Origin of the sequence: Acerihabitans sp. TG2 (genome assembly GCF_035013185.1) — a bacterium.
In the GTDB taxonomy this organism is placed as follows: domain Bacteria; phylum Pseudomonadota; class Gammaproteobacteria; order Enterobacterales; family Enterobacteriaceae; genus Acerihabitans.
The window spans coordinates 25,798-44,153 of sequence record NZ_JAYGJO010000034.1 but is presented as its reverse complement, the minus strand read 5'-3'; the positions used below and the strand labels follow the sequence as shown (position 1 = coordinate 44,153).

Genomic DNA, 18,356 nt, shown 5'->3' with positions numbered 1-18,356 from the left:
TGGGTGATCACCCCATGTACCACCTTATTATCCCGCATTGAAAAACTGGCGTACTTCATCAGGACCTGTTCAGGGCGAATAGTGCTCTGCGGGGTAGTGAATTCAATACGCCATGAGAAAGGCCGGCTCAGGCATTCGGTGCCACGAAAGCGCAGTACCTCAGGCGTTACCGGGCTGTCATTGATATCAAGGGCATAACGAGAGTGAGAAATGTTGCCTGCTGCTGTTGGGTCCGTCAACATAGTGCCATCCTGATAGTGATCATCGAGCCATATCCTACGGGTGCGTATTACGGTGATTCCGAGCGCGCTTTTCCCGCGCGCTTTCTCTCTCTGAACTCAACTCGCAGACGCTCCATTTTGCCCGCAATGGGCTAACGCCACATAGCGTATCTGCTATGTGTTCAACATTCCTACAACTGGTTACGGGTCGTTCTTGATAGTATGAAAATGGCTCATCCGAGTCTGATGCATACACCGGCTCAATCCGGCCACCGATTACCGGGATCTCTTTAGGATAAAGGGTGCACGCTCACTACCATTTTTAGTGCCATCATCGTTTAAAAATAAGTGAACAGGTACAGCCATTTTTAAGCACCTTGCTTGTGATTATTTGTACAACCATTTCCCGGCCTTTGCTGACTCAATCAACATGCCAATAGTGAAAATGGGTATATCTACGATGTGTTTCTGGAAGGGATTCCATGAAATCGGCACATCAGGGTAATAGGTCTCAAGTTTGAAGTTTCCTCGAGCTGTGTTGAATTCTGTAAAAAATTCATCCATCAATTCTTCTGCGTCATCAACATCAAGTCGCACATCAAAGTGAATATTGGATTGTGCTGTGTACGTGTCGTATTGCTTTTCCCTGAACATGTATATACCGCTGTGTTGAGTGACGAGGGCGATGACTCGGCGTTCAACGTTATCCGTTCGGTATGACCTAGCGGTAGCGGATGAGCGCATAACGATTCAGTAGCTGCGATAAATGACGCTCGATTTCCATCTGTACCAGCGCCGAGTCACCGCTTTGCAGTTGGCGTAGTTGCTCTTCCACCGGGGGGTGCTGGTTGAACGCTTGCATGGATGAATAGACGATGGTTTTCAGCTCGCTTACCGTCAGGTACTTGCCTCGTTTTTCATCCAGTCGGTTGAGCTGGTTGGCCAACTGCTGCAACTGTGTCATGCCTTGATGCCAGCCTTCCAGACTTGCGGCAGGCATGGCACGGGCATCCAATTGTTGTCGCCAGTCGTGGACCAAAGCAAGGGTGTGTGGTGTGTTCGGCCAAAGCTGCTGGGTCTGATGCAATAACCGGGCAGCATACGCGGCTGACCAGTCTGGTGGCAGGTCCGCCAGCGCGGCTAGCCGTGCCTGGGTTTGCGTTGCATAGTCGTTGTTGTTATTTATCCACGACGGCGTTTGCTGAACCAATAATTCCAGTTGGTCACGCGGCAGCGTTACCGGCAGCGGGGCCACCGAGGCCATTAGACTGTCGCGTAACGGATCTTGCGTGAAGCGTAGATAACCCCACCCGCCCAGACACATCATGACCAGGGCGACCATCACACCGGCCATAAATGCCCGCCAGGGCCGGGCAGGGATTGGCGGGGTGATGACAACCGCCACCTTCGGTTCAGGTTCCTGGTAAGCGACGTATACCCAGCGCTGACCGTTGGCTGATGATAGCCGTTGTTTTGACTCGCTTGACGACGGCGGCAGTGCGGGCGTGTCGAATGGCGATAACCGTCGCCCCGCGTCCTCGTTTTGCGTGTTATCACCGACATCGCTGTGTTCCAACCTGACCGCAGCGTTATGCAGTTGGTGTCGCAGTTCGTCCATTCGGCTGAGATGTTTGAGTTCGAGGCGCTGTAAGGCTTCACCTAGCCGTGCCAAATGTTGTTCTGCCTGATATAGCGGGCTGAGGTCGGCATAGCTTAGCGTTGACATGCGCATGATCTGTTGCAGACGTTGACTTAATCCGCTGAGGATCTCCATGCGTGCATGCACCGGCTGCGGCCAGACAGCATGCCACTGATGGGTGACTAACGCGTCCAGTATCGCCAGCCCTTCATTTAAACCATACACTCCGGCCAGATGAGTACGGATTTGCGTATACCAGGCCGCCGTTTGCAGTTCCACGCCGTTATGTTCAAACAGCGCCAGACAGAGTTTTTCAGCATAACGCCAGTTCACATCTGGGCGAGCCGGGTGGGTCAGTTTGTTTAACTCGTCGCGCAATGCGGTATAGTCGGCGAGCGTACGCGGGTCGCCGCCGGTTTTCAGGTAGTGTTGCGGTAGGTGTGTCATGGGTAGACATGTTCCGAAAGGCGAGCGTTAGGGTAATTGGCGCAATAAAATATCACCGGCCTATAATGTTTTGTTGTTTCAGATGACGGATAAGCACCCGTCCCTCAGGCATAAATTCAGTACCGTAACGCACCAATCCGACCTCATTGAGCTCGGCATCAAGGGCATAGCGCAATTCACCCGGCATGTGCTGTTCAAGCAGCGCTATCGCGATATGCTTGATGCGCGGTTCATACTTAAGCAGTACGTCGGATAAGGTGCCGACCAGCTGATGCGCGGTACCGGGCATGCCCTGCAGTATGGTTGTCATATCCGGCAGACCATAGTCCGGCAGGTGGGCAAGGGTTCCCGCCCGGGCATTGAGAATGCGCTGGATATTGTCCAACACCGAGATCACCACCTGCTGTGGTTCACCGAGCGTTGGCAGGTCCAGTCCGCCGGTAAAATTGCCAAACAGCGTCTCATACAAAGAAGGGGTAAAATGTGGGCCATCCATCCGGTCACTCCGGTTGATCCAGTCGTACGACTTTATAAGGTATTGAGTTCGATCCCCCGGGCTTTATCGGGGGGCAAACGATTAGCGACTATTGACATTACCCACACAGCACCATGGCGCGAGCCGGGTCGATGGCGATCAATCCCGCGAGTAACCGCTCCATTTCGGGCTGCAAACGGGCTCGGTCTGTCTCACTGCGTCCCCCCTTCACCCGCAGTAATTTCAGGCAGCGCGCGTTAACCTCAAACAGTAACTCGGGTTCCCAATGCGTGAGCGTCAGCGACACCGCCGTGGCAGCCAGTTCGCCCAGCAGATGCAGCGCCATGTCATTGCGGCCATACTGTTCCGCGACACGGGCCATCAACAGTCTTATCAGCCAGCGGTTTCGGCAGGTGGTGATGTCGGGACGTTGTTGTAACCAACTTAACGCGGCCTCTGGTCCGTCACTATCGGCGAGCTGCAGCGCCTCCGGCTCGAGCTGTAATATAGCGTCATCACCTGCCGTGCCGGCCGTCGGACGCGTGTCATCTTGCCAGCCGACCGGATTATCCATCGCCAGTTGATGAAGCCATTGGCGCGTGACCTCATCGGCAAAGGGGGTGCCATCATTAAATGCCAACACCTCCAGACCTGGCAACCGCAGCAATAACCCTTTCACATCCTGCGCGATGATGTTGGCCCAGGCGGCATAATGGCCGCCCATCCGGGTTAATGCCTGATGGATGTACCACTGCAAATCCAGCCAGAGATGACAGGCACCGCGTGAAAACAGGCCATCAGCCTGCTCAAGGAGTTCCAACCAACTCTGTTGCAAATACAGGCGTTTGAGCAGTGCACGCTGGTCCGGTTTCGGCGGTTCAATTCGGGTGCGTCCATCCCCCGCAAGCGGGGGCAACTGGTGCAGAGTATCGTGACGCAGGCTTTTCATCAGATGATGTCCGGCGAGCCAACCGTCTGGTTGGTCACGCAGATACTTGGCCAGCGCACGGACCTGATCAAGCAGCTCCCGCCCCGAGGTGATCGCGGTTAACGCGGGGCTAACGCCGCTGCTCACCACCGGCTGGCGAGCATCGGTACTGATATTTTGCGGTACGAGCGCATCAGCGCCACCGGATTTTTCCAGCCGAATGGCCAGGGCATGGTAGAGCCCGCCCAGATCAGGGCGTATATCAGCCTGCAACCGTTCGGCGGTCTGTTCAATTAAAAACAGCGCGCCGGCAATGCGCGCCAGGTCATTTTCCGTAACCTCCGGATAGAGCGATAAACTGTCGAGCACGCGCTGTCCTGCCAGCCATTCCAACGCGGCCTTGCGGCTGCGGTTGCGCTGTGGATGGAGTTTGTCACCAAAATACTGTAGCAGTCCGGCCAGCAACTCCAGCCCGTCGGCGAGCCCCGCCTCACCATCACGCTGCAGACGCGCCCAGATATAATAGGTGGCGACGCGGATATCTTTGGTGGTGGTGGTGAGCAGTTTTTCCGCCAGTTGGCTGACCAGATCGGTATCAGCGCCAGACAGTTTATTCACCTGCTCGCGCATGCACTGAAAGTCATCATCATAGCCAGGATCCTCGCCGGTGGGGGCGACGGGTGAAATCGGCTTTAGCCAATTTTCCCACAGGATAAGTTGCTGTTGTGCCTGCTGTTGGACCACTGCTGGTGGCTCCCGGCAGGCGCAAAGTAGGGATTGCAGTGTTGCCATTAGTGGTTGGCCTCCATGTCGTCCCTCGGTTTCAGCCGCAGTGCAGAGATTAAGGAAAAAAACGGACGGGAGTCCCCATCCGCGGGCGTGTTACGCGGTAGCGCGTTCGTTCCAGGAATCGGAATGTATGATATTGCCGTCAATATAGGTCCAGGTGATTTTTTCGTAACGCAGTTCTACCTGTTCCAAATGGTTGTGTTTCTCTTTGGTGGGATCTTTGATGTTATGCATAATCGATTGAATCATAACAACTTTAACATTTTCAAGTTTAGTATTGAAATACTCGACTTCCTGACCCGCGTCGTTGATGCGGTACCACTTGAATTCAGCCGATGCCAGGGCCTTGCCGGTGGATACCGCTTTGTTCAGGTAAGGGCTGGACGCATCAATTTCTTTGGTGAACATGAACGGGGTATGTATGCGGGTACCGGTCAATTTGCCGGTGTTATTGTCGGTGGGGATGTACAGCTTATGTTCCTGTGCTACCACCTCGATACTGCCTTCTCGGTCTTGTACATCCACCGAGCCCTTGATATCCGCACCGCCATCATCTTTCAGCCACAAATAAATAGGAATTGCCATTGAATCGTCTCCATGGTGTTTTTGGTATCGCCACCTTCCGGTGGTGACGTTGTGGTTATGCCGGGTGTCCTGCAAGCATTGGCCTGCGGCACCAAACATCATGCAACCCGGCGGTTCACTGCATGATGAATGCGAAACAACAGGGGAGACCACAGGGTTGCATTCTTATCGTTTCGTGTAACTGTAAAACAATAAACTGAAATAAATCATCAATGCAGTTGTTAAACTTTCACTAAGTTAATTTCTTGGCATATATCACTACATGGTGAAATGATAGGTTATCAACAATAAGGAAGAATATAAAAAGGAGTGGGGTGCTATCGACCTGGCTTCATTGGATTCTCAATCACCTATGTCGATTTATCCGGGTATTAAGTATTCTGGTCCGAAAAGGTGTCCCGTGGGCATTAATTGTCAGCGACCCATAAGCAATCCTTGTTAATGGGGATTTTGGTCTGCATGTCCTCTTGACAGGCCTTAAAAATAAAGCCATAATTGCGTCCTCTCATCGGGAATAATCATTAAAATCGCATAAAAATCAATAAGTTATGTAGTTTTAGTGCTGTAATTCACACTTTGCCGATAAGTGTTTTATGCAGACTCATTTTAGGATGTTGGCGAAATGAGATGTCAAAACTGAACATTACGCTGTCAAGTGAAGCACCGCTCCAGGCGGACATGTACAGTTTGGTAAGCTAGAGATAACCACTTTTAATGCGGGAATAGCTCAGTGGTAGAGCACAACCTTGCCAAGGTTGGGGTCGCGAGTTCGAGCCTCGTTTCCCGCTCCAATTTCAGTGATTGATTTTAATCGATAGTCCAGCGTAACGTGCGGCCAAATGTTCAGCACGCTTAACACGCCAAAAATGTTTTAAACAGAGTTATCCACAGTTTCCTCAATTATTAATCATTTATCGTAATCAATGTTTAAATCAACGATCGATTTTAACATATTGATAATATTCAAAAAAAATTAATTAAAAAACGTCGTATTTTCCTCTTGTCTTTTTTCTGGTAGTTGATTGCCAAAGGATTTTTATTTTTATCCACAGAAGAAAAGTTATCATTTATGGTAATTTTTTTTAGGTCATCACGTTACGCATCACGCAATAAGCCCTTCTCAATTGACCTCACTAGCCGTTGCTGCTGTGCCGATTGCACGTTGACGGCTAAGGCTTGTCGGTGGTTTTGTTGCTGAGCCAGCGCCCATTCAATATGGATATCCAACAGCAGACTTTCGCCCAAGCGAGTTTGCAGGCTTAACACAATGTCATCCTCATAGGGCGCATTGCCCAGGGCCACTGCAATATTGCGCAACCAACGGAAATGGCCGATGCGCCGAATGGCTGACCCTTCGGTCGCGCGCAAAAATTGCTCCTCGCTCCAGCTAAATAATGTGATCAACTGTGGCGCGTGCAGTTCGGCACGTGGGCTGAAGTCGTTTTCATCGGTCAATTGCGCAAAGCGATTCCATGGGCAAATTAACTGACAGTCATCGCAGCCATAGATGCGGTTGCCTATCAGCGGGCGCAAAGCTTCGGGAATCTCGCCCGCCAATTCGATGGTAAGATAAGAAATACAGCGGCGTGCATCCACCGTATAGGGCGCAACAATAGCGCCGGTAGGGCAGGTGGTGATGCACGCGACGCAACGGCCGCATTGTTCTGGCTGCGCGACGTCCACCGGCAGCGGTAAATTGATCAGCAGTTCGCCCAAAAAGAACCAGGAACCGGCTTCGCGATTAAGAATAAGTGAGTGTTTACCAACCCAGCCAATCCCTGCTTTAGCGGCCAACTGGCGTTCCATGATCGGGGCGGAATCTACAAATGGCCGGAAGTTGACGTCTTGGCACCAATCCTGAATTTTGTTGCCCAACTGTTTGAGGCGCTGGCGTAACACTTTGTGATAGTCGCGTCCCAGCGCATAGCGACTAACATAACCTAACCGGGGATTTTTTAGGGTACTGGCAAATGCGGCCTTGGCGGGTAGATAATTCATTCTGACGCTGATAACCCGTAAGGTCCCAGGTAACAGTTCCTGGGGTCGCGCGCGCAGCATACCGTGACGAGACATCCAGTCCATATCGCCGTGATATTGTTGGTCCAGCCAGGTTTGCAATGCGCCTTCGTGAGCAGAAAGATCGGTATCACAAATGCCGACTTGTTGAAAACCGAGCTCACGCCCCCATTGCTTAACTAAGTGGGCTAATTCTATAAGATCAAAAGGGTATGACATGGCCGACCGTAAAAAAGAAACATGCTCGATAAGTTTACCACATTCCGTTTATGGTGCGCAGTGGCTGCGGGGTTGGGAGAGTCAGGCCGCAGAGCTGGCGGGGCTATCGTTGTACCAACTGATGGAGCGTGCCGGTGCCGGCGCGTTTTGCGTTCTGAGCTGGGTTTACCCCTTCGCCCGCCACTATTTGATTCTGGCTGGTCACGGCAATAATGGCGGCGACGCCTATGTGGTGGCCAGACTGGCTGCGGCAAGGGGGAAAACGGTGACGCTCATAGAGTGCCCCGGCCGCAGCCCATTACCTGAGCCGGCTAGTCGGGCGCGCCAAGCCTGGTTAGATACCGGTGGCAGCATAGCGCCGGCCGATACGCTCTGGCCGCAAGATATTGACGTTATCGTCGATGGCCTGTTGGGCACCGGCTTACAGAATGCGCCGCGGCCACCTTGCTCGGTGCTGATTGAGACAGCCAATGCTCATGGCGCGCCCATCGTGGCGCTGGATATTGCCTCGGGATTGAATGCCGAGACCGGTGCGGTGGCCGGTAGTGCGATTCGTGCAGCGCATACGGTAACCTTTATCGCGTTAAAGCCAGGTCTATTGACCGGCAAGGCACGCAGCGTCACGGGCCAACTGCATTATAACGACCTTGGCCTGGGCGAGTGGCTGCAACCTCATCCGCCGCTGATGGCGCGCCTCACCGCCGAGGATCTTACGCGCTGGCTTATGCCGCGCGATCCCTGCTCCCACAAAGGTGATAACGGTCGATTATTGATCATCGGTGGTGATCATGGCCTGTCCGGTGCCATCCGCATGACCGGCGAAGCGGCGTTGCGCACCGGGGCGGGGCTCGTGCGGATACTGACCCGCGAAAGCAATATTGGCTCGCTGCTTAGCGCCAGGCCGGAGCTGATGGTTGAATCGTTAAATGATGATTCTGTGCGGCAGGGATTGGATTGGGCTGATGTGGTAGTGATTGGCCCAGGGATGGGACAAACGGATTGGGGCAAAAACGCGCTGCGTATTGCTGAAAACTGTACTAAACCCATGCTATGGGATGCTGATGCGTTGAACCTGCTGGCAATCAATCCGCAGAAACGTCACAATCGTATTATCACGCCCCATCCGGGGGAAGCCGCCCGTTTGTTAAATATCAACACAGGTGTGATTGAAAAAGACCGCGTAGTGGCCGCCAGAGATATCATCAAGCGCTACGGTGGTGTGGTGGTGCTTAAGGGCGCGGGTACGTTGGTCGCGGATGCCTCCGGTCATATGGCCCTGGCCGATGTCGGCAATGCCGGTATGGCTTCCGGGGGGATGGGCGATCTGCTTTCGGGCATTATTGGCGGGTTGCTGGCGCAAAAACTATCACTGTACGACGCGGCGTGCGCGGGTTGTGTCATCCATGGCGCGACCGCCGACCTGCTGGCGTTGGAAAAAGGAACGCGAGGCATGTTGGCTACGGATTTACTGCCGGCGTTGTATCAATTTGTTAATCCTGAACGAATCACATAGAAATCAGACATGGAAAACAGTGTATTACCTTTGCCGGATGAATCGGCGACAATCGCATTGGGCGCGGCGTTGGCCGCTGCCTGTGATCAATCCTGTGTGATTTATCTGTATGGCGATTTAGGCGCGGGCAAAACCACCCTGTGCCGGGGATTTTTACGTGCCCTGGGCTATCAGGGAAATGTGAAAAGCCCGACTTATACGCTGGTGGAACCGTACGAATTAACGCCCAGAACCGTCTATCATTTTGATCTTTACCGCCTGGTCGATGCCGAAGAGCTGGAATTCATGGGGGTGCGAGATTACTTTGACCATGATGCTTTGTGCCTGGTGGAGTGGCCTCAGCGCGGTCAGGGTATGTTACCCGATGCCGATCTGGCGTTGACGTTGGACTATCTCCCTTCCGGCAGGCGCGCAACGCTGGAATCACACTCGGCCTGTGGCGAGTCGATCCTTGCGCAATTGGCACCACGGTCGGAAATCAATACATGATGCTGAAAATCAGGATAATTTTGGCAGTAGTGTTGTGTTGTCTGATTGGGCAGGTAAGCGCGGCAAATCTCACCGATATCAACGTCACCAACGGGGCAGAACGTTCTACAGTAACGTTGGGTTTCAGCGACAAACCGGTTTACGCTTTTTTTGTATTGCGCAACCCGGAGCGGGTGGTGGTGGATATTAACCACAGCAGCGCAGCCCAAGGTTTGCCGCTGGATTTTAATGGACAGAATATTATCCAGCGCATTCGTGGCAGCAAGCCGGTGAAGTCCGACACCATCCGACTGGTGTTTGAACTGACCCGTAAATCACGGATACAGGCCAATCTGGCGCAGGGAAATGGTCACTATAACCTGGTGTTTACCTTGATTGCTCCCGCGTCGTCAGCACGGACTACGCCATCGCCTAATCGTCGCACCGAGTCGTCACACGCCAGTGTGGGGAAACAAACCACCTCCTCGGTTGAGAGCGTGGCTGTGCCTGCGGCCGCTGCCCAGTACAGTAAAAATGAGCCGGTGGTGGTGGCTATTGATGCTGGCCACGGCGGGCAGGATCCTGGTGCTATCGGGCAACACGGCTTGAAAGAAAAAGATGTCACTATCTCCATTGCCCGCAAATTAAAGCGGTTGCTGGACGCCGATCCTATGTTCCGTCCGGCGTTGACCCGCACCGGTGATTATTTTATTTCGGTCATGGGGCGTTCCGATGTTGCGCGCAAACAGGGTGCCAATGTGCTGGTCTCGATACACGCCGACGCAGCACCTAATCGTAGCGCCACCGGTGCATCGGTGTGGGTGTTGTCCAACCGGCGCGCCAACAGCGAGATGGGTAATTGGTTGGAACAGCATGAAAAACAGTCGGAATTGTTGGGGGGGGCCGGAGATCTGCTGGCCAATAGCGCGGCCGACCCCTACCTCAGTCAGGCGGTGCTGGATTTGCAGTTCGGCCATTCGCAGCGGGTTGGATATGACGTCGCCACCCGGGTGCTGCGTCAATTGCGCAAGGTGGGTCGGTTGCATAAAATCCGCCCTGAGCATGCGAGCTTAGGGGTACTAAGGTCACCCGACATCCCTTCGCTGCTGGTGGAAACGGGATTTATTAGTAACAGCACCGAAGAACGCTTGCTGGGTAGCGAGGGTTATCAGGATAAAATTGCCAAGGCTATCTACCTGGGATTGCGAGCCTATTTTATTTCACATCCTCTGCAAAACGGGCCCAGACTAGAGAATCGCCCTAAGGGCGTGAGCTCCGCAGCAGACGCAGGCGCCAGCGGAACCCAGGCGGTATCGCAACTTACCGCCAGTGTGGTGCCTGCTGCGACGACGCGGCACATTGTCCAACGGGGGGATACCCTCTCCGGCATTGCCGCCCAATATGGCGTCAGCATGGATGCTTTGCGTGATCTGAATAAATTGAAACGCGACGTGGTATGGGTAGGGCAACGGTTAAAAATCCCAGCAGGGTCGGTCACTCAGCGCTCTCAGGTCACCCGTGTGCGTCGGCATAAAGTGGTCTCGGGCGATTCGTTGACCGGGATTGCCGCGCGGTATGGGGTCAGTATCGATAGGATAAAACAGGCCAATAAACTCAAATCCGATAAAGTGATGCTGGACCAAACATTGATTATTCCACCCGCATAAGCCAGAGGACTTTTTTCAAGATGCCGATTCAGGTTTTGCCGCCACAACTCGCCAACCAAATCGCCGCCGGTGAGGTGGTGGAACGGCCCGCGTCCGTGGTGAAGGAGCTGGTGGAGAACAGCCTGGATGCCGGCGCCACCCGTATTGATATTGATATAGAAAAGGCCGGGGCCAGGCTTATCCGTATCCGCGATAATGGCTGTGGCATCGGCAAGGACGAGTTGTCTTTGGCCCTGGCTCGACATGCCACCAGCAAAATCGTTACTCTCGACGATCTTGAAGCGATAGTGAGTCTTGGTTTTCGTGGTGAAGCACTGGCTAGCATCAGTTCGGTTTCCCGCCTGACCCTGACGTCGCGTACCGAGGCACAAAGTGAGGCGTGGCAGGCTTATGCTGAAGGGCGTGATATGACGGTAAGCCTAAAACCAGCCGCACATCCCGTCGGCTCCACGGTGGAGGTGCTGGATTTGTTTTACAACACGCCGGCTCGTCGTAAGTTTATGCGTACGGAAAAAACCGAGTTCGCACATATTGATGAAGTGGTTAAGCGTATCGCGCTGGCACGTTTTGACGTCACTTTTACTTTGCAGCACAACGGCAAACCGGTGCGCCAGTATCGCGCGGTGAGCCAGCCGGAACAACATCTGCGCCGATTGGGCAGTTTATGTGGCCCCGCGTTTGTGCAGCGGGCGCTGGCGGTGTCATGGACTCATGGCGATCTTGCTATTCGTGGCTGGGTGGTGGACCCCCGCAGTGGCGGAGAATTGCCGGAAATGCAGTACTGCTATGTCAACCAGCGCATGATGCGCGATAAGCTGATTAATCACGCTATCCGTCAGGCTTATCAGGAGCAGTTAACCGAGGGGCAGCAACCGGCGTTTGTGCTTTACCTGGAGGTTGATCCACATCAGGTTGATGTTAATGTTCATCCAGCAAAACATGAGGTACGGTTTCATCAGGCACGGTTGGTGCATGATTTTATTTACCAGGCCATCATCGCCGTACTGCAGCAAAGTGCCGAACCGGCCTTGCCAGACCATGATGACGCGTCTTCCTCCGCCCATTGGTCACCTGAAAACCGCGTGGCGTCAGGGCGAAACTCGTTTAACGTTGATGTGCCGCCCGTCGACGGGAAGGGGGCTAGGGCGCTGATCCCCGCTGCGCGTGAGCCGGTACCCTACGCCGAACGTGCGTTAGGCAAAGGGGCTGCCGCACACAGTGACAGCCACCGCGGCCAGGCGCGTGAGCCGACGACGCCCTATCAGGCAGCCGGAGGTTATCAGAAAAAAACGGGCGAACTGTATCGCCGTCTGGTGCAACCCGGTGAACCCCCTGCGACAGCGAGGGCTGGCGCACGCGTCGTCGCCGAGTCCGCACCGGGTGATGATCCCCAGAGTTTTGGCCGGGTACTGACTCTCTATCCGCCTTGCTATGCGCTGGTGGAATTTCGCCACCGGTTGGCGCTGTTATCGATGCCGGTGGCCGATCGATGCCTGAAACGCCGGCAGCTTACCCCGTACGACGAGGCCTTAAAGGCTCAACCGCTGTTGATTCCGCTGCGCATGACGTTAAAACCGCAGGAAGCCGATGCTTATCGCCGTTACCACCAAGAGTTAACCGCGCTGGGCATTCAGTTGGAGGTTAATCAACAGCAAGCCACGCTAAATGGCGTACCTTTACCATTACGCCAACAAAATTTACAAAACTTGATTCCCGACCTGTTAGGCTATCTCGCGGGAATTGAGCATCCTGTCCCTGATGATCGTATTCCTGAAAATAACGTCCCTGAGCATCTTGCGGACTGGATAGCCCGCTATCTCACCAGCGAACAGCGCGAATGGAGTCTTTCCCAAGCGATACAGTTGCTCGCCGAGCTAGAACGTCTTTGTCCTCAGTGGGTAAAAAAACCGCCGGGAGATCTCTTGGTATTGCTTGATCTGGAGTCCGCCATTGAGGCCCTGAACCATGACTGATTCCGTGCAACAACAACCGCGCCCGCCGGCAATATTTTTGATGGGCCCCACCGCGTCGGGTAAAACCGCATTGGCAATGGCGCTTTGTCAGCATTTACCGGTGGAGATCATTAGCGTCGATTCTGCGCTGGTCTACCGGGGTATGGATATCGGAACGGCCAAACCCGGACCGGATGAATTGGCGCGGGCGCCGCACCGGTTAATCAATATAAACGACCCCGCCCAAGCTTACTCGGCGGCAGATTTTAGCCGAGATGCGCTGGCAGCGATGGCAGAGATTACCGCTAGCGGACGTATACCGTTATTGGTAGGGGGGACGATGCTCTATTTCAAGGCGTTGCTGGAGGGATTATCGCCATTGCCCCCGGCAAATGCTGAAGTACGGCAGCAGATCGCCCGTGAAGCTCAAGCTTCGGGCTGGGAGGCGATGCACCGACGATTGCAAATTATTGATCCGGTCTCTGCTATGCGTATTCATCCTAATGATCCCCAAAGACTGTCAAGAGCACTGGAAGTTTTTTTCGTTTCAGGTAACACTCTAACAGAACTGACAAAAACGTCTGGTGAGGCATTACCTTACCAGGTTTATCAGTTTGCGATTGCGCCATCAAGCCGCGAGCTGTTGCATCAGCGTATTGAACAACGCTTTCATCAAATGTTAACAGCGGGTTTCGAGTTGGAAGCCAGAACGCTGTTCCAGAGAGGGGATTTGCATAAAGATCTGCCGTCCATTCGTTGCGTTGGATATCGTCAGATGTGGTCATATTTAGCTGGCGAAATTAATTATGATGAAATGGTTTTTCGCGGAATTTGCGCTACCCGTCAGTTGGCCAAACGGCAGATGACCTGGCTGCGGGGTTGGCATTCGGTACATTGGCTCGATAGTGAGGAACCGGACTCGGCCTTAGATAAGGTATTACAGGTTGTTAGTGCATAGGCCGGGTGATTGTGTACAATTGAAAAGTACTGAACGCATTTTTTTTTACATCGTTAATTTTAGAGCCGCAGGGTTCTTGTTACAAACAACAAACAAATAAGGAAAAGATAGAATGGCTAAGGGGCAATCTTTGCAAGATCCGTTCTTGAACGCATTGCGTCGGGAAAGGGTTCCGGTTTCTATTTATTTGGTGAATGGTATCAAATTGCAAGGCCAGATTGAGTCATTTGACCAGTTTGTCATTTTGTTGAAAAACACGGTCAGCCAGATGGTGTATAAACATGCCATTTCAACCGTAGTGCCATCACGTGCGGTGTCGCATCACAATAACAATCCGGCCACTGGTGCGAGTAATTTTCATCATGGTAGCAATCCTGCGGCGCCTCAACAGCCCCAGGAAAACGATGACGCCGAATAAGGCGTATCCAGCTTGACCATACTGCGGAGTTTTAGCGTGTCGCTGATGCTAGAACTCCGTTACAACAGCGGTTTATCCGCGTGAGAGGTTGTACGCTTGTTTGACCGTTACGATACCGGTGAGCAGGCCATACTGGTTCATATTTTTTTCTCGCAAGACAAAGACATGGAAGATCTACAGGAGTTTGAATCGCTGGTATCTTCCGCCGGGGTGGAAACATTGCATGTCATCACCGGGAGCCGCAAGGCACCCCATCCCAAATATTATGTCGGAGAGGGAAAAGCTGATGAGATCGCGCAGGCGGTTAGAACCAGTGGTGCGTCTGTCGTTCTGTTTGATCATGCTTTGTCCCCGGCTCAGGAGCGAAATCTCGAGAGCCTATGTCAATGCCGTGTCATCGATCGAACTGGACTGATTTTAGATATCTTCGCACAGCGCGCCCGTACCCATGAGGGGAAATTACAGGTTGAGCTGGCCCAGTTGCGTCACCTTGCCACGCGGCTGGTGCGGGGATGGACACATCTTGAGCGGCAAAAAGGCGGCATAGGTTTGCGCGGGCCGGGTGAAACTCAGCTTGAAACCGATCGCCGGTTGTTGCGCAACCGCATTACACTTATTCTCTCCCGTCTGGAGCGGGTGGAAAAACAGCGGGAGCAAGGACGTCGCGCCCGCAATCGCGCCGAGGTACCCACTGTATCGCTGGTAGGCTACACTAACGCCGGCAAATCCACCCTGTTTAACCGCGTGACCGAGGCGGGAGTGTATGTCGCCGATCAGTTGTTCGCAACGCTTGACCCCACGCTTCGGCGTATTGAGGTCGTGGACGTTGGCGATACCGTATTGGCGGATACGGTGGGTTTTATCCGCCATTTGCCCCATGACCTGGTGGCGGCGTTTAAGGCGACGCTGCAGGAAACGCGGGAGGCCACGCTATTGATGCATATCGTGGACGCTTCGGATACCCGTGGGCAGGAAAATATCGACGCTGTAAACACGGTGCTGGCAGAAATCGATGCAGATGAAATCCCGGTTTTATTGGTTATGAATAAAATCGATATGCTGGATGACTTTGTTCCGCGCATCGATCGCAACGAGGATAACCTGCCGGTAAGGGTGTGGTTGTCTGCTCAGTCCGGTGACGGCATTCCGCTGCTTTTCCAAGCGTTGACCGAACGTCTATCGGGCGAGATTTCCCAGCATCAGCTACGGTTGCCGCCGCAGGCTGGCCGGCTGCGTAGCCGTTTCTACCAACTTCAGGCCATTGAAAAAGAATGGATTGAGGATGATGGCAGCATGGGATTGATCGTCCGGCTGCCCATCATTGATTGGCGGCGTCTTTGCAAGCAGGAAAATGAGTTGGTGGACTATCTTGTCTGACCGTCCTTTGGGAATTAAAGCCTGAAGAATACTAATTAAGTAAAATGGAGCTAAAACATGGCGTGGAATCAGCCCGGAAACAACGGACATGACCGCGACCCGTGGGGAAGCAGCAATAATAATAGCGGCGACTCTGGCGGTAATAATAATAAAGGCGGACGTGAACAAGGACCCCCCGATTTGGACGATATATTTCGTAAACTCGGTAAAAAACTGCGCGGGTTCGGCGGCGGAAATAAAACCCCGGATAATACCGGTGGTAGCAAAGGCCCCGCCCATAATGGCCGCTATGTCACCCTGGTCGCCGCGGCGGTGGTGATTGTTTGGGCTGGCAGTGGTTTTTATACCATTAAGGAAGCCGAACGCGGCGTGGTGACACGCTTTGGTAAATTCGATCGGCTGGTGCAACCCGGGCTGAATTGGAAACCGACCTTTGTCGATCATGTCATTCCCGTCAATGTTGAATCTGTGCGCGAGCTTGCGGCTTCCGGGGTGATGCTTACCGCTGATGAGAACGTGGTACGGGTTGAAATGAACGTGCAGTATCGGGTCACCGATCCAGAGCGTTATTTGTTTAGCGTTACCAATGCGGACGATAGCCTGCGTCAGGCTACTGACAGCGCACTACGTGGCGTGATTGGTAAATACACCATGGACCGCATCCTTACGGAAGGACGGACCGTGGTCAGAAACGATACGCAGCGGGTCTTGGAAGAAACCATTCGTCCCTATGATATGGGGATTACCCTGTTGGACGTTAACTTCCAGGCTGCCCGTCCGCCGGAGGAAGTGAAAGCGGCCTTTGATGATGCTATTGCCGCCCGTGAAAATGAGCAGCAATACATTCGCGAAGCCGAAGCCTATGCCAATGAGGTACAACCGCGTGCCAACGGCCATGCACAGCGTATTCTGGAGGAAGGCCGGGCCTATAAGACCCGTACTATACTCGAAGCGCAGGGTCAGGTGCAGCGTTTCGCTAAATTGCTGCCGGAGTATAAAGCCGCACCGGAAATTACCCGTGAACGGCTCTATCTCGACTCCATGGAGCGTTTATTGAGTCATACTCGTAAAGTTCTGATTAGCGATAAGGGCAGCAATAATCTGATGGTCCTGCCGTTGGATCAGCTATTGCGCAATGCCTCTGCGACCGATGCTACGGGCAAAGCGACCAGCTCTTCATCCCTACTGCCGTTGCCACCCTTGACTAAACCTGCCGCCGGCTCGGTGGAATCAAGTTCATCTGACACCAGCAGCTCAGGTTCGGTTATGGACCAGCGCAGAGCGAATGCCCAGCGTGGCAGTACCACGCGTGTAGGGGGAGAATAACCATGCGTAAACCCTTAATCTTTATCGTTGTTGTGGTGTTGGTTGCCCTCTACGCCTCATTGTTTGTGGTACAGGAAGGCCAGCGTGGCATCGTCCTGCGCTTTGGCAAAGTACTGCGTGATAGTGAAAACAAACCGGAAATTTTTTCACCCGGTCTGCATGTTAAAATTCCGTTTATCGAAACGGTTAAGACTCTGGATGCCCGCATCCAGACCATGGAAAACCAGGCTGACCGCTTCGTGACCATGGAGAAAAAGGATCTGATAGTCGACTCTTATATCAAATGGCGTATTAGCGACTTTAGCCGCTACTACCTGGCAACGGGCGGCGGTGATGTCTCTCAGGCTGAGGTGTTGCTTAAACGTAAATTCAGCGACCGGTTGCGTTCTCAATTAGGCCGGTTGGACGTTAAGGGCATTGTTACCGATTCCCGCAACCGTCTGATGACCGATGTACGTGATGAGTTGAACAGTGGCACCGCCGGCGATGGTGAGGTGGAAACCACTGCAGCGGATAGCGCTATTGCTTCCGCTGCCGCAAGGGTGGAGCGTGAAACCAAAGGCGTGCAGCCAGCGGTTAACCCAAACAGTATGGCGGCGCTGGGTATTGAAGTTGTGGATGTGCGTATTAAGCAGATCAGTTTGCCCGCAGAAGTTTCAGACGCCATTTTCCAACGCATGCGGGCAGAACGCGAAGCGGTAGCCCGTCGCCACCGTTCACAAGGTAAGGAAGCTGCAGAAAAACTACGGGCAACAGCGGATTATGAAGTGACCCGCACGTTGGCTGAGGCGCAACGTACTGCGCTTATCACCCGTGGTGAGGCTGATGCCGAGACCGCCAAGCTGTATGCTGATGCATTCAGCCAGGATCCGGATTTCTTTGCTTTCGTTCGTAGTCTGCGAGCTTATGAAACCAGCTTTAGCGGTAACAACGATGTTATGGTATTGAATTCCGACAGTGATTTCTTCCGCTTTATGAAATCACCGGCGGTAGCCATTCCGGCCGCCCGTCACTGATTCATACCACCACCAATATGCCAAGGCCCGTTTACGCGGGCCTTTTTTTTAGAGGTCATGATGAACCCTACTATTTGGATGGCCCTCGGGCTAGTGTTGGTACTCGAAGGTTTAGGTCCGATGCTGTTTCCCACGGTGTGGCGCAAGATGATCGGAACCATGGCCCTGCTGCCCGATAAATTATTGCGACGTTTCGGTGGCGGTTTAGTGGTTGCGGGCGGTGTAATCTACTACATGTTGCGTAGCAGAATGGGAGGATGATCGCACAGATAAAAAACAGTGAAAACTGGTGTTAAAAAGTACTGAAAGCAGCGGACTGAGATGGTAGAATCCTTTTTTAAG

Annotated in this window: 16 protein-coding genes, 1 tRNA gene and 1 pseudogene; 11 read left to right on the top strand and 7 right to left on the bottom strand. The window is 53.3% G+C overall.

What is annotated here, in order from left to right:
- The 6 genes and pseudogenes from SJI19_RS21650 to SJI19_RS21625 all read right to left on the bottom strand — a co-directional run.
- Positions 1-242 (bottom strand): annotated as a pseudogene (locus SJI19_RS21650) (Rhs element Vgr protein); the annotation flags it as partial.
- A gap of 366 nt (positions 243-608) precedes the next feature.
- A complete protein-coding gene (locus SJI19_RS21645; protein ID WP_323480337.1) occupies positions 609-965 on the bottom strand; it encodes a DUF1493 family protein in 357 nt (118 codons plus the stop codon).
- Positions 943-2,307 (bottom strand): VasL domain-containing protein, encoded by a 1,365-nt coding sequence (locus SJI19_RS21640; protein WP_323480336.1) that lies wholly within the window; start codon positions 2,305-2,307, stop codon positions 943-945. The genes SJI19_RS21645 and SJI19_RS21640 overlap by 23 nt, the downstream gene beginning before the upstream one ends.
- Before the next feature lie 52 nt (positions 2,308-2,359).
- Positions 2,360-2,803 (bottom strand): type VI secretion system baseplate subunit TssE, encoded by a 444-nt coding sequence (gene tssE / locus SJI19_RS21635; protein WP_323480335.1) that lies wholly within the window; start codon positions 2,801-2,803, stop codon positions 2,360-2,362.
- A gap of 97 nt (positions 2,804-2,900) precedes the next feature.
- A complete protein-coding gene (gene tssA, locus SJI19_RS21630) occupies positions 2,901-4,502 on the bottom strand; it encodes a type VI secretion system protein TssA (RefSeq protein WP_323480334.1) in 1,602 nt (533 codons plus the stop codon).
- Positions 4,503-4,592: 90 nt separating this feature from the next.
- The gene (locus tag SJI19_RS21625; RefSeq protein ID WP_323480333.1) at positions 4,593-5,084 is read right to left on the bottom strand and encodes an Hcp family type VI secretion system effector; all 492 of its coding nucleotides are present in this window, start codon (positions 5,082-5,084) and stop codon (positions 4,593-4,595) included.
- Between the two features lie 716 nt (positions 5,085-5,800).
- Here SJI19_RS21625 and SJI19_RS21620 point away from each other — a divergent pair.
- Positions 5,801-5,875 (top strand) — tRNA-Gly (locus tag SJI19_RS21620).
- A gap of 304 nt (positions 5,876-6,179) precedes the next feature.
- Here SJI19_RS21620 and queG read toward each other — a convergent pair.
- Positions 6,180-7,319, bottom strand: coding sequence for a tRNA epoxyqueuosine(34) reductase QueG (queG, locus tag SJI19_RS21615; protein ID WP_323480332.1), 1,140 nt, complete (start codon positions 7,317-7,319; stop codon positions 6,180-6,182).
- On the opposite strand from queG, the gene nnr reads away from it, so the two are divergent.
- The 10 genes from nnr (at position 7,318) to SJI19_RS21565 (ending at position 18,275) form a co-directional block, all read left to right on the top strand.
- The gene (gene nnr, locus SJI19_RS21610) at positions 7,318-8,832 is read left to right on the top strand and encodes a bifunctional ADP-dependent NAD(P)H-hydrate dehydratase/NAD(P)H-hydrate epimerase (RefSeq protein ID WP_323480331.1); all 1,515 of its coding nucleotides are present in this window, start codon (positions 7,318-7,320) and stop codon (positions 8,830-8,832) included. The two genes, queG and nnr, sit on opposite strands and share 2 nt — an antisense overlap.
- Positions 8,833-8,841: 9 nt before the next feature.
- Complete coding sequence (tsaE, locus tag SJI19_RS21605; RefSeq protein ID WP_323480330.1) at positions 8,842-9,321, top strand: tRNA (adenosine(37)-N6)-threonylcarbamoyltransferase complex ATPase subunit type 1 TsaE; 480 nt, start codon at positions 8,842-8,844, stop codon at positions 9,319-9,321.
- Positions 9,318-10,967, top strand: coding sequence for an N-acetylmuramoyl-L-alanine amidase AmiB (gene amiB, locus SJI19_RS21600; protein ID WP_323480329.1), 1,650 nt, complete (start codon positions 9,318-9,320; stop codon positions 10,965-10,967). Before tsaE ends, amiB begins: the two co-directional genes overlap by 4 nt.
- 20 nt (positions 10,968-10,987) lie before the next feature.
- The gene (gene mutL / locus SJI19_RS21595) at positions 10,988-12,940 is read left to right on the top strand and encodes a DNA mismatch repair endonuclease MutL (protein ID WP_323480328.1); all 1,953 of its coding nucleotides are present in this window, start codon (positions 10,988-10,990) and stop codon (positions 12,938-12,940) included.
- A complete protein-coding gene (miaA, locus tag SJI19_RS21590; RefSeq protein WP_323480327.1) occupies positions 12,933-13,877 on the top strand; it encodes a tRNA (adenosine(37)-N6)-dimethylallyltransferase MiaA in 945 nt (314 codons plus the stop codon). Before mutL ends, miaA begins: the two co-directional genes overlap by 8 nt.
- 112 nt (positions 13,878-13,989) lie before the next feature.
- A complete protein-coding gene (gene hfq, locus SJI19_RS21585) occupies positions 13,990-14,295 on the top strand; it encodes an RNA chaperone Hfq (protein WP_323480326.1) in 306 nt (101 codons plus the stop codon).
- 96 nt (positions 14,296-14,391) lie between these two features.
- Positions 14,392-15,672, top strand: a complete 1,281-nt coding sequence (gene hflX, locus SJI19_RS21580) for a ribosome rescue GTPase HflX (RefSeq protein WP_323480325.1) — start codon at positions 14,392-14,394, stop codon at positions 15,670-15,672.
- A gap of 57 nt (positions 15,673-15,729) precedes the next feature.
- Entirely contained in the window at positions 15,730-16,998 is a 1,269-nt protein-coding gene (gene hflK, locus SJI19_RS21575) for an FtsH protease activity modulator HflK (RefSeq protein WP_323480324.1), read from the top strand.
- 2 nt (positions 16,999-17,000) lie between these two features.
- Positions 17,001-18,014 carry a protease modulator HflC gene (gene hflC / locus SJI19_RS21570; protein ID WP_323480323.1) on the top strand — a complete coding sequence of 338 codons (1,014 nt, stop codon included), beginning with the start codon at positions 17,001-17,003 and terminating at the stop codon, positions 18,012-18,014.
- Positions 18,015-18,074: 60 nt separating this feature from the next.
- Entirely contained in the window at positions 18,075-18,275 is a 201-nt protein-coding gene (locus SJI19_RS21565; RefSeq protein WP_323480340.1) for a DUF2065 family protein, read from the top strand.
- Positions 18,276-18,356 lie beyond the last annotated feature (81 nt).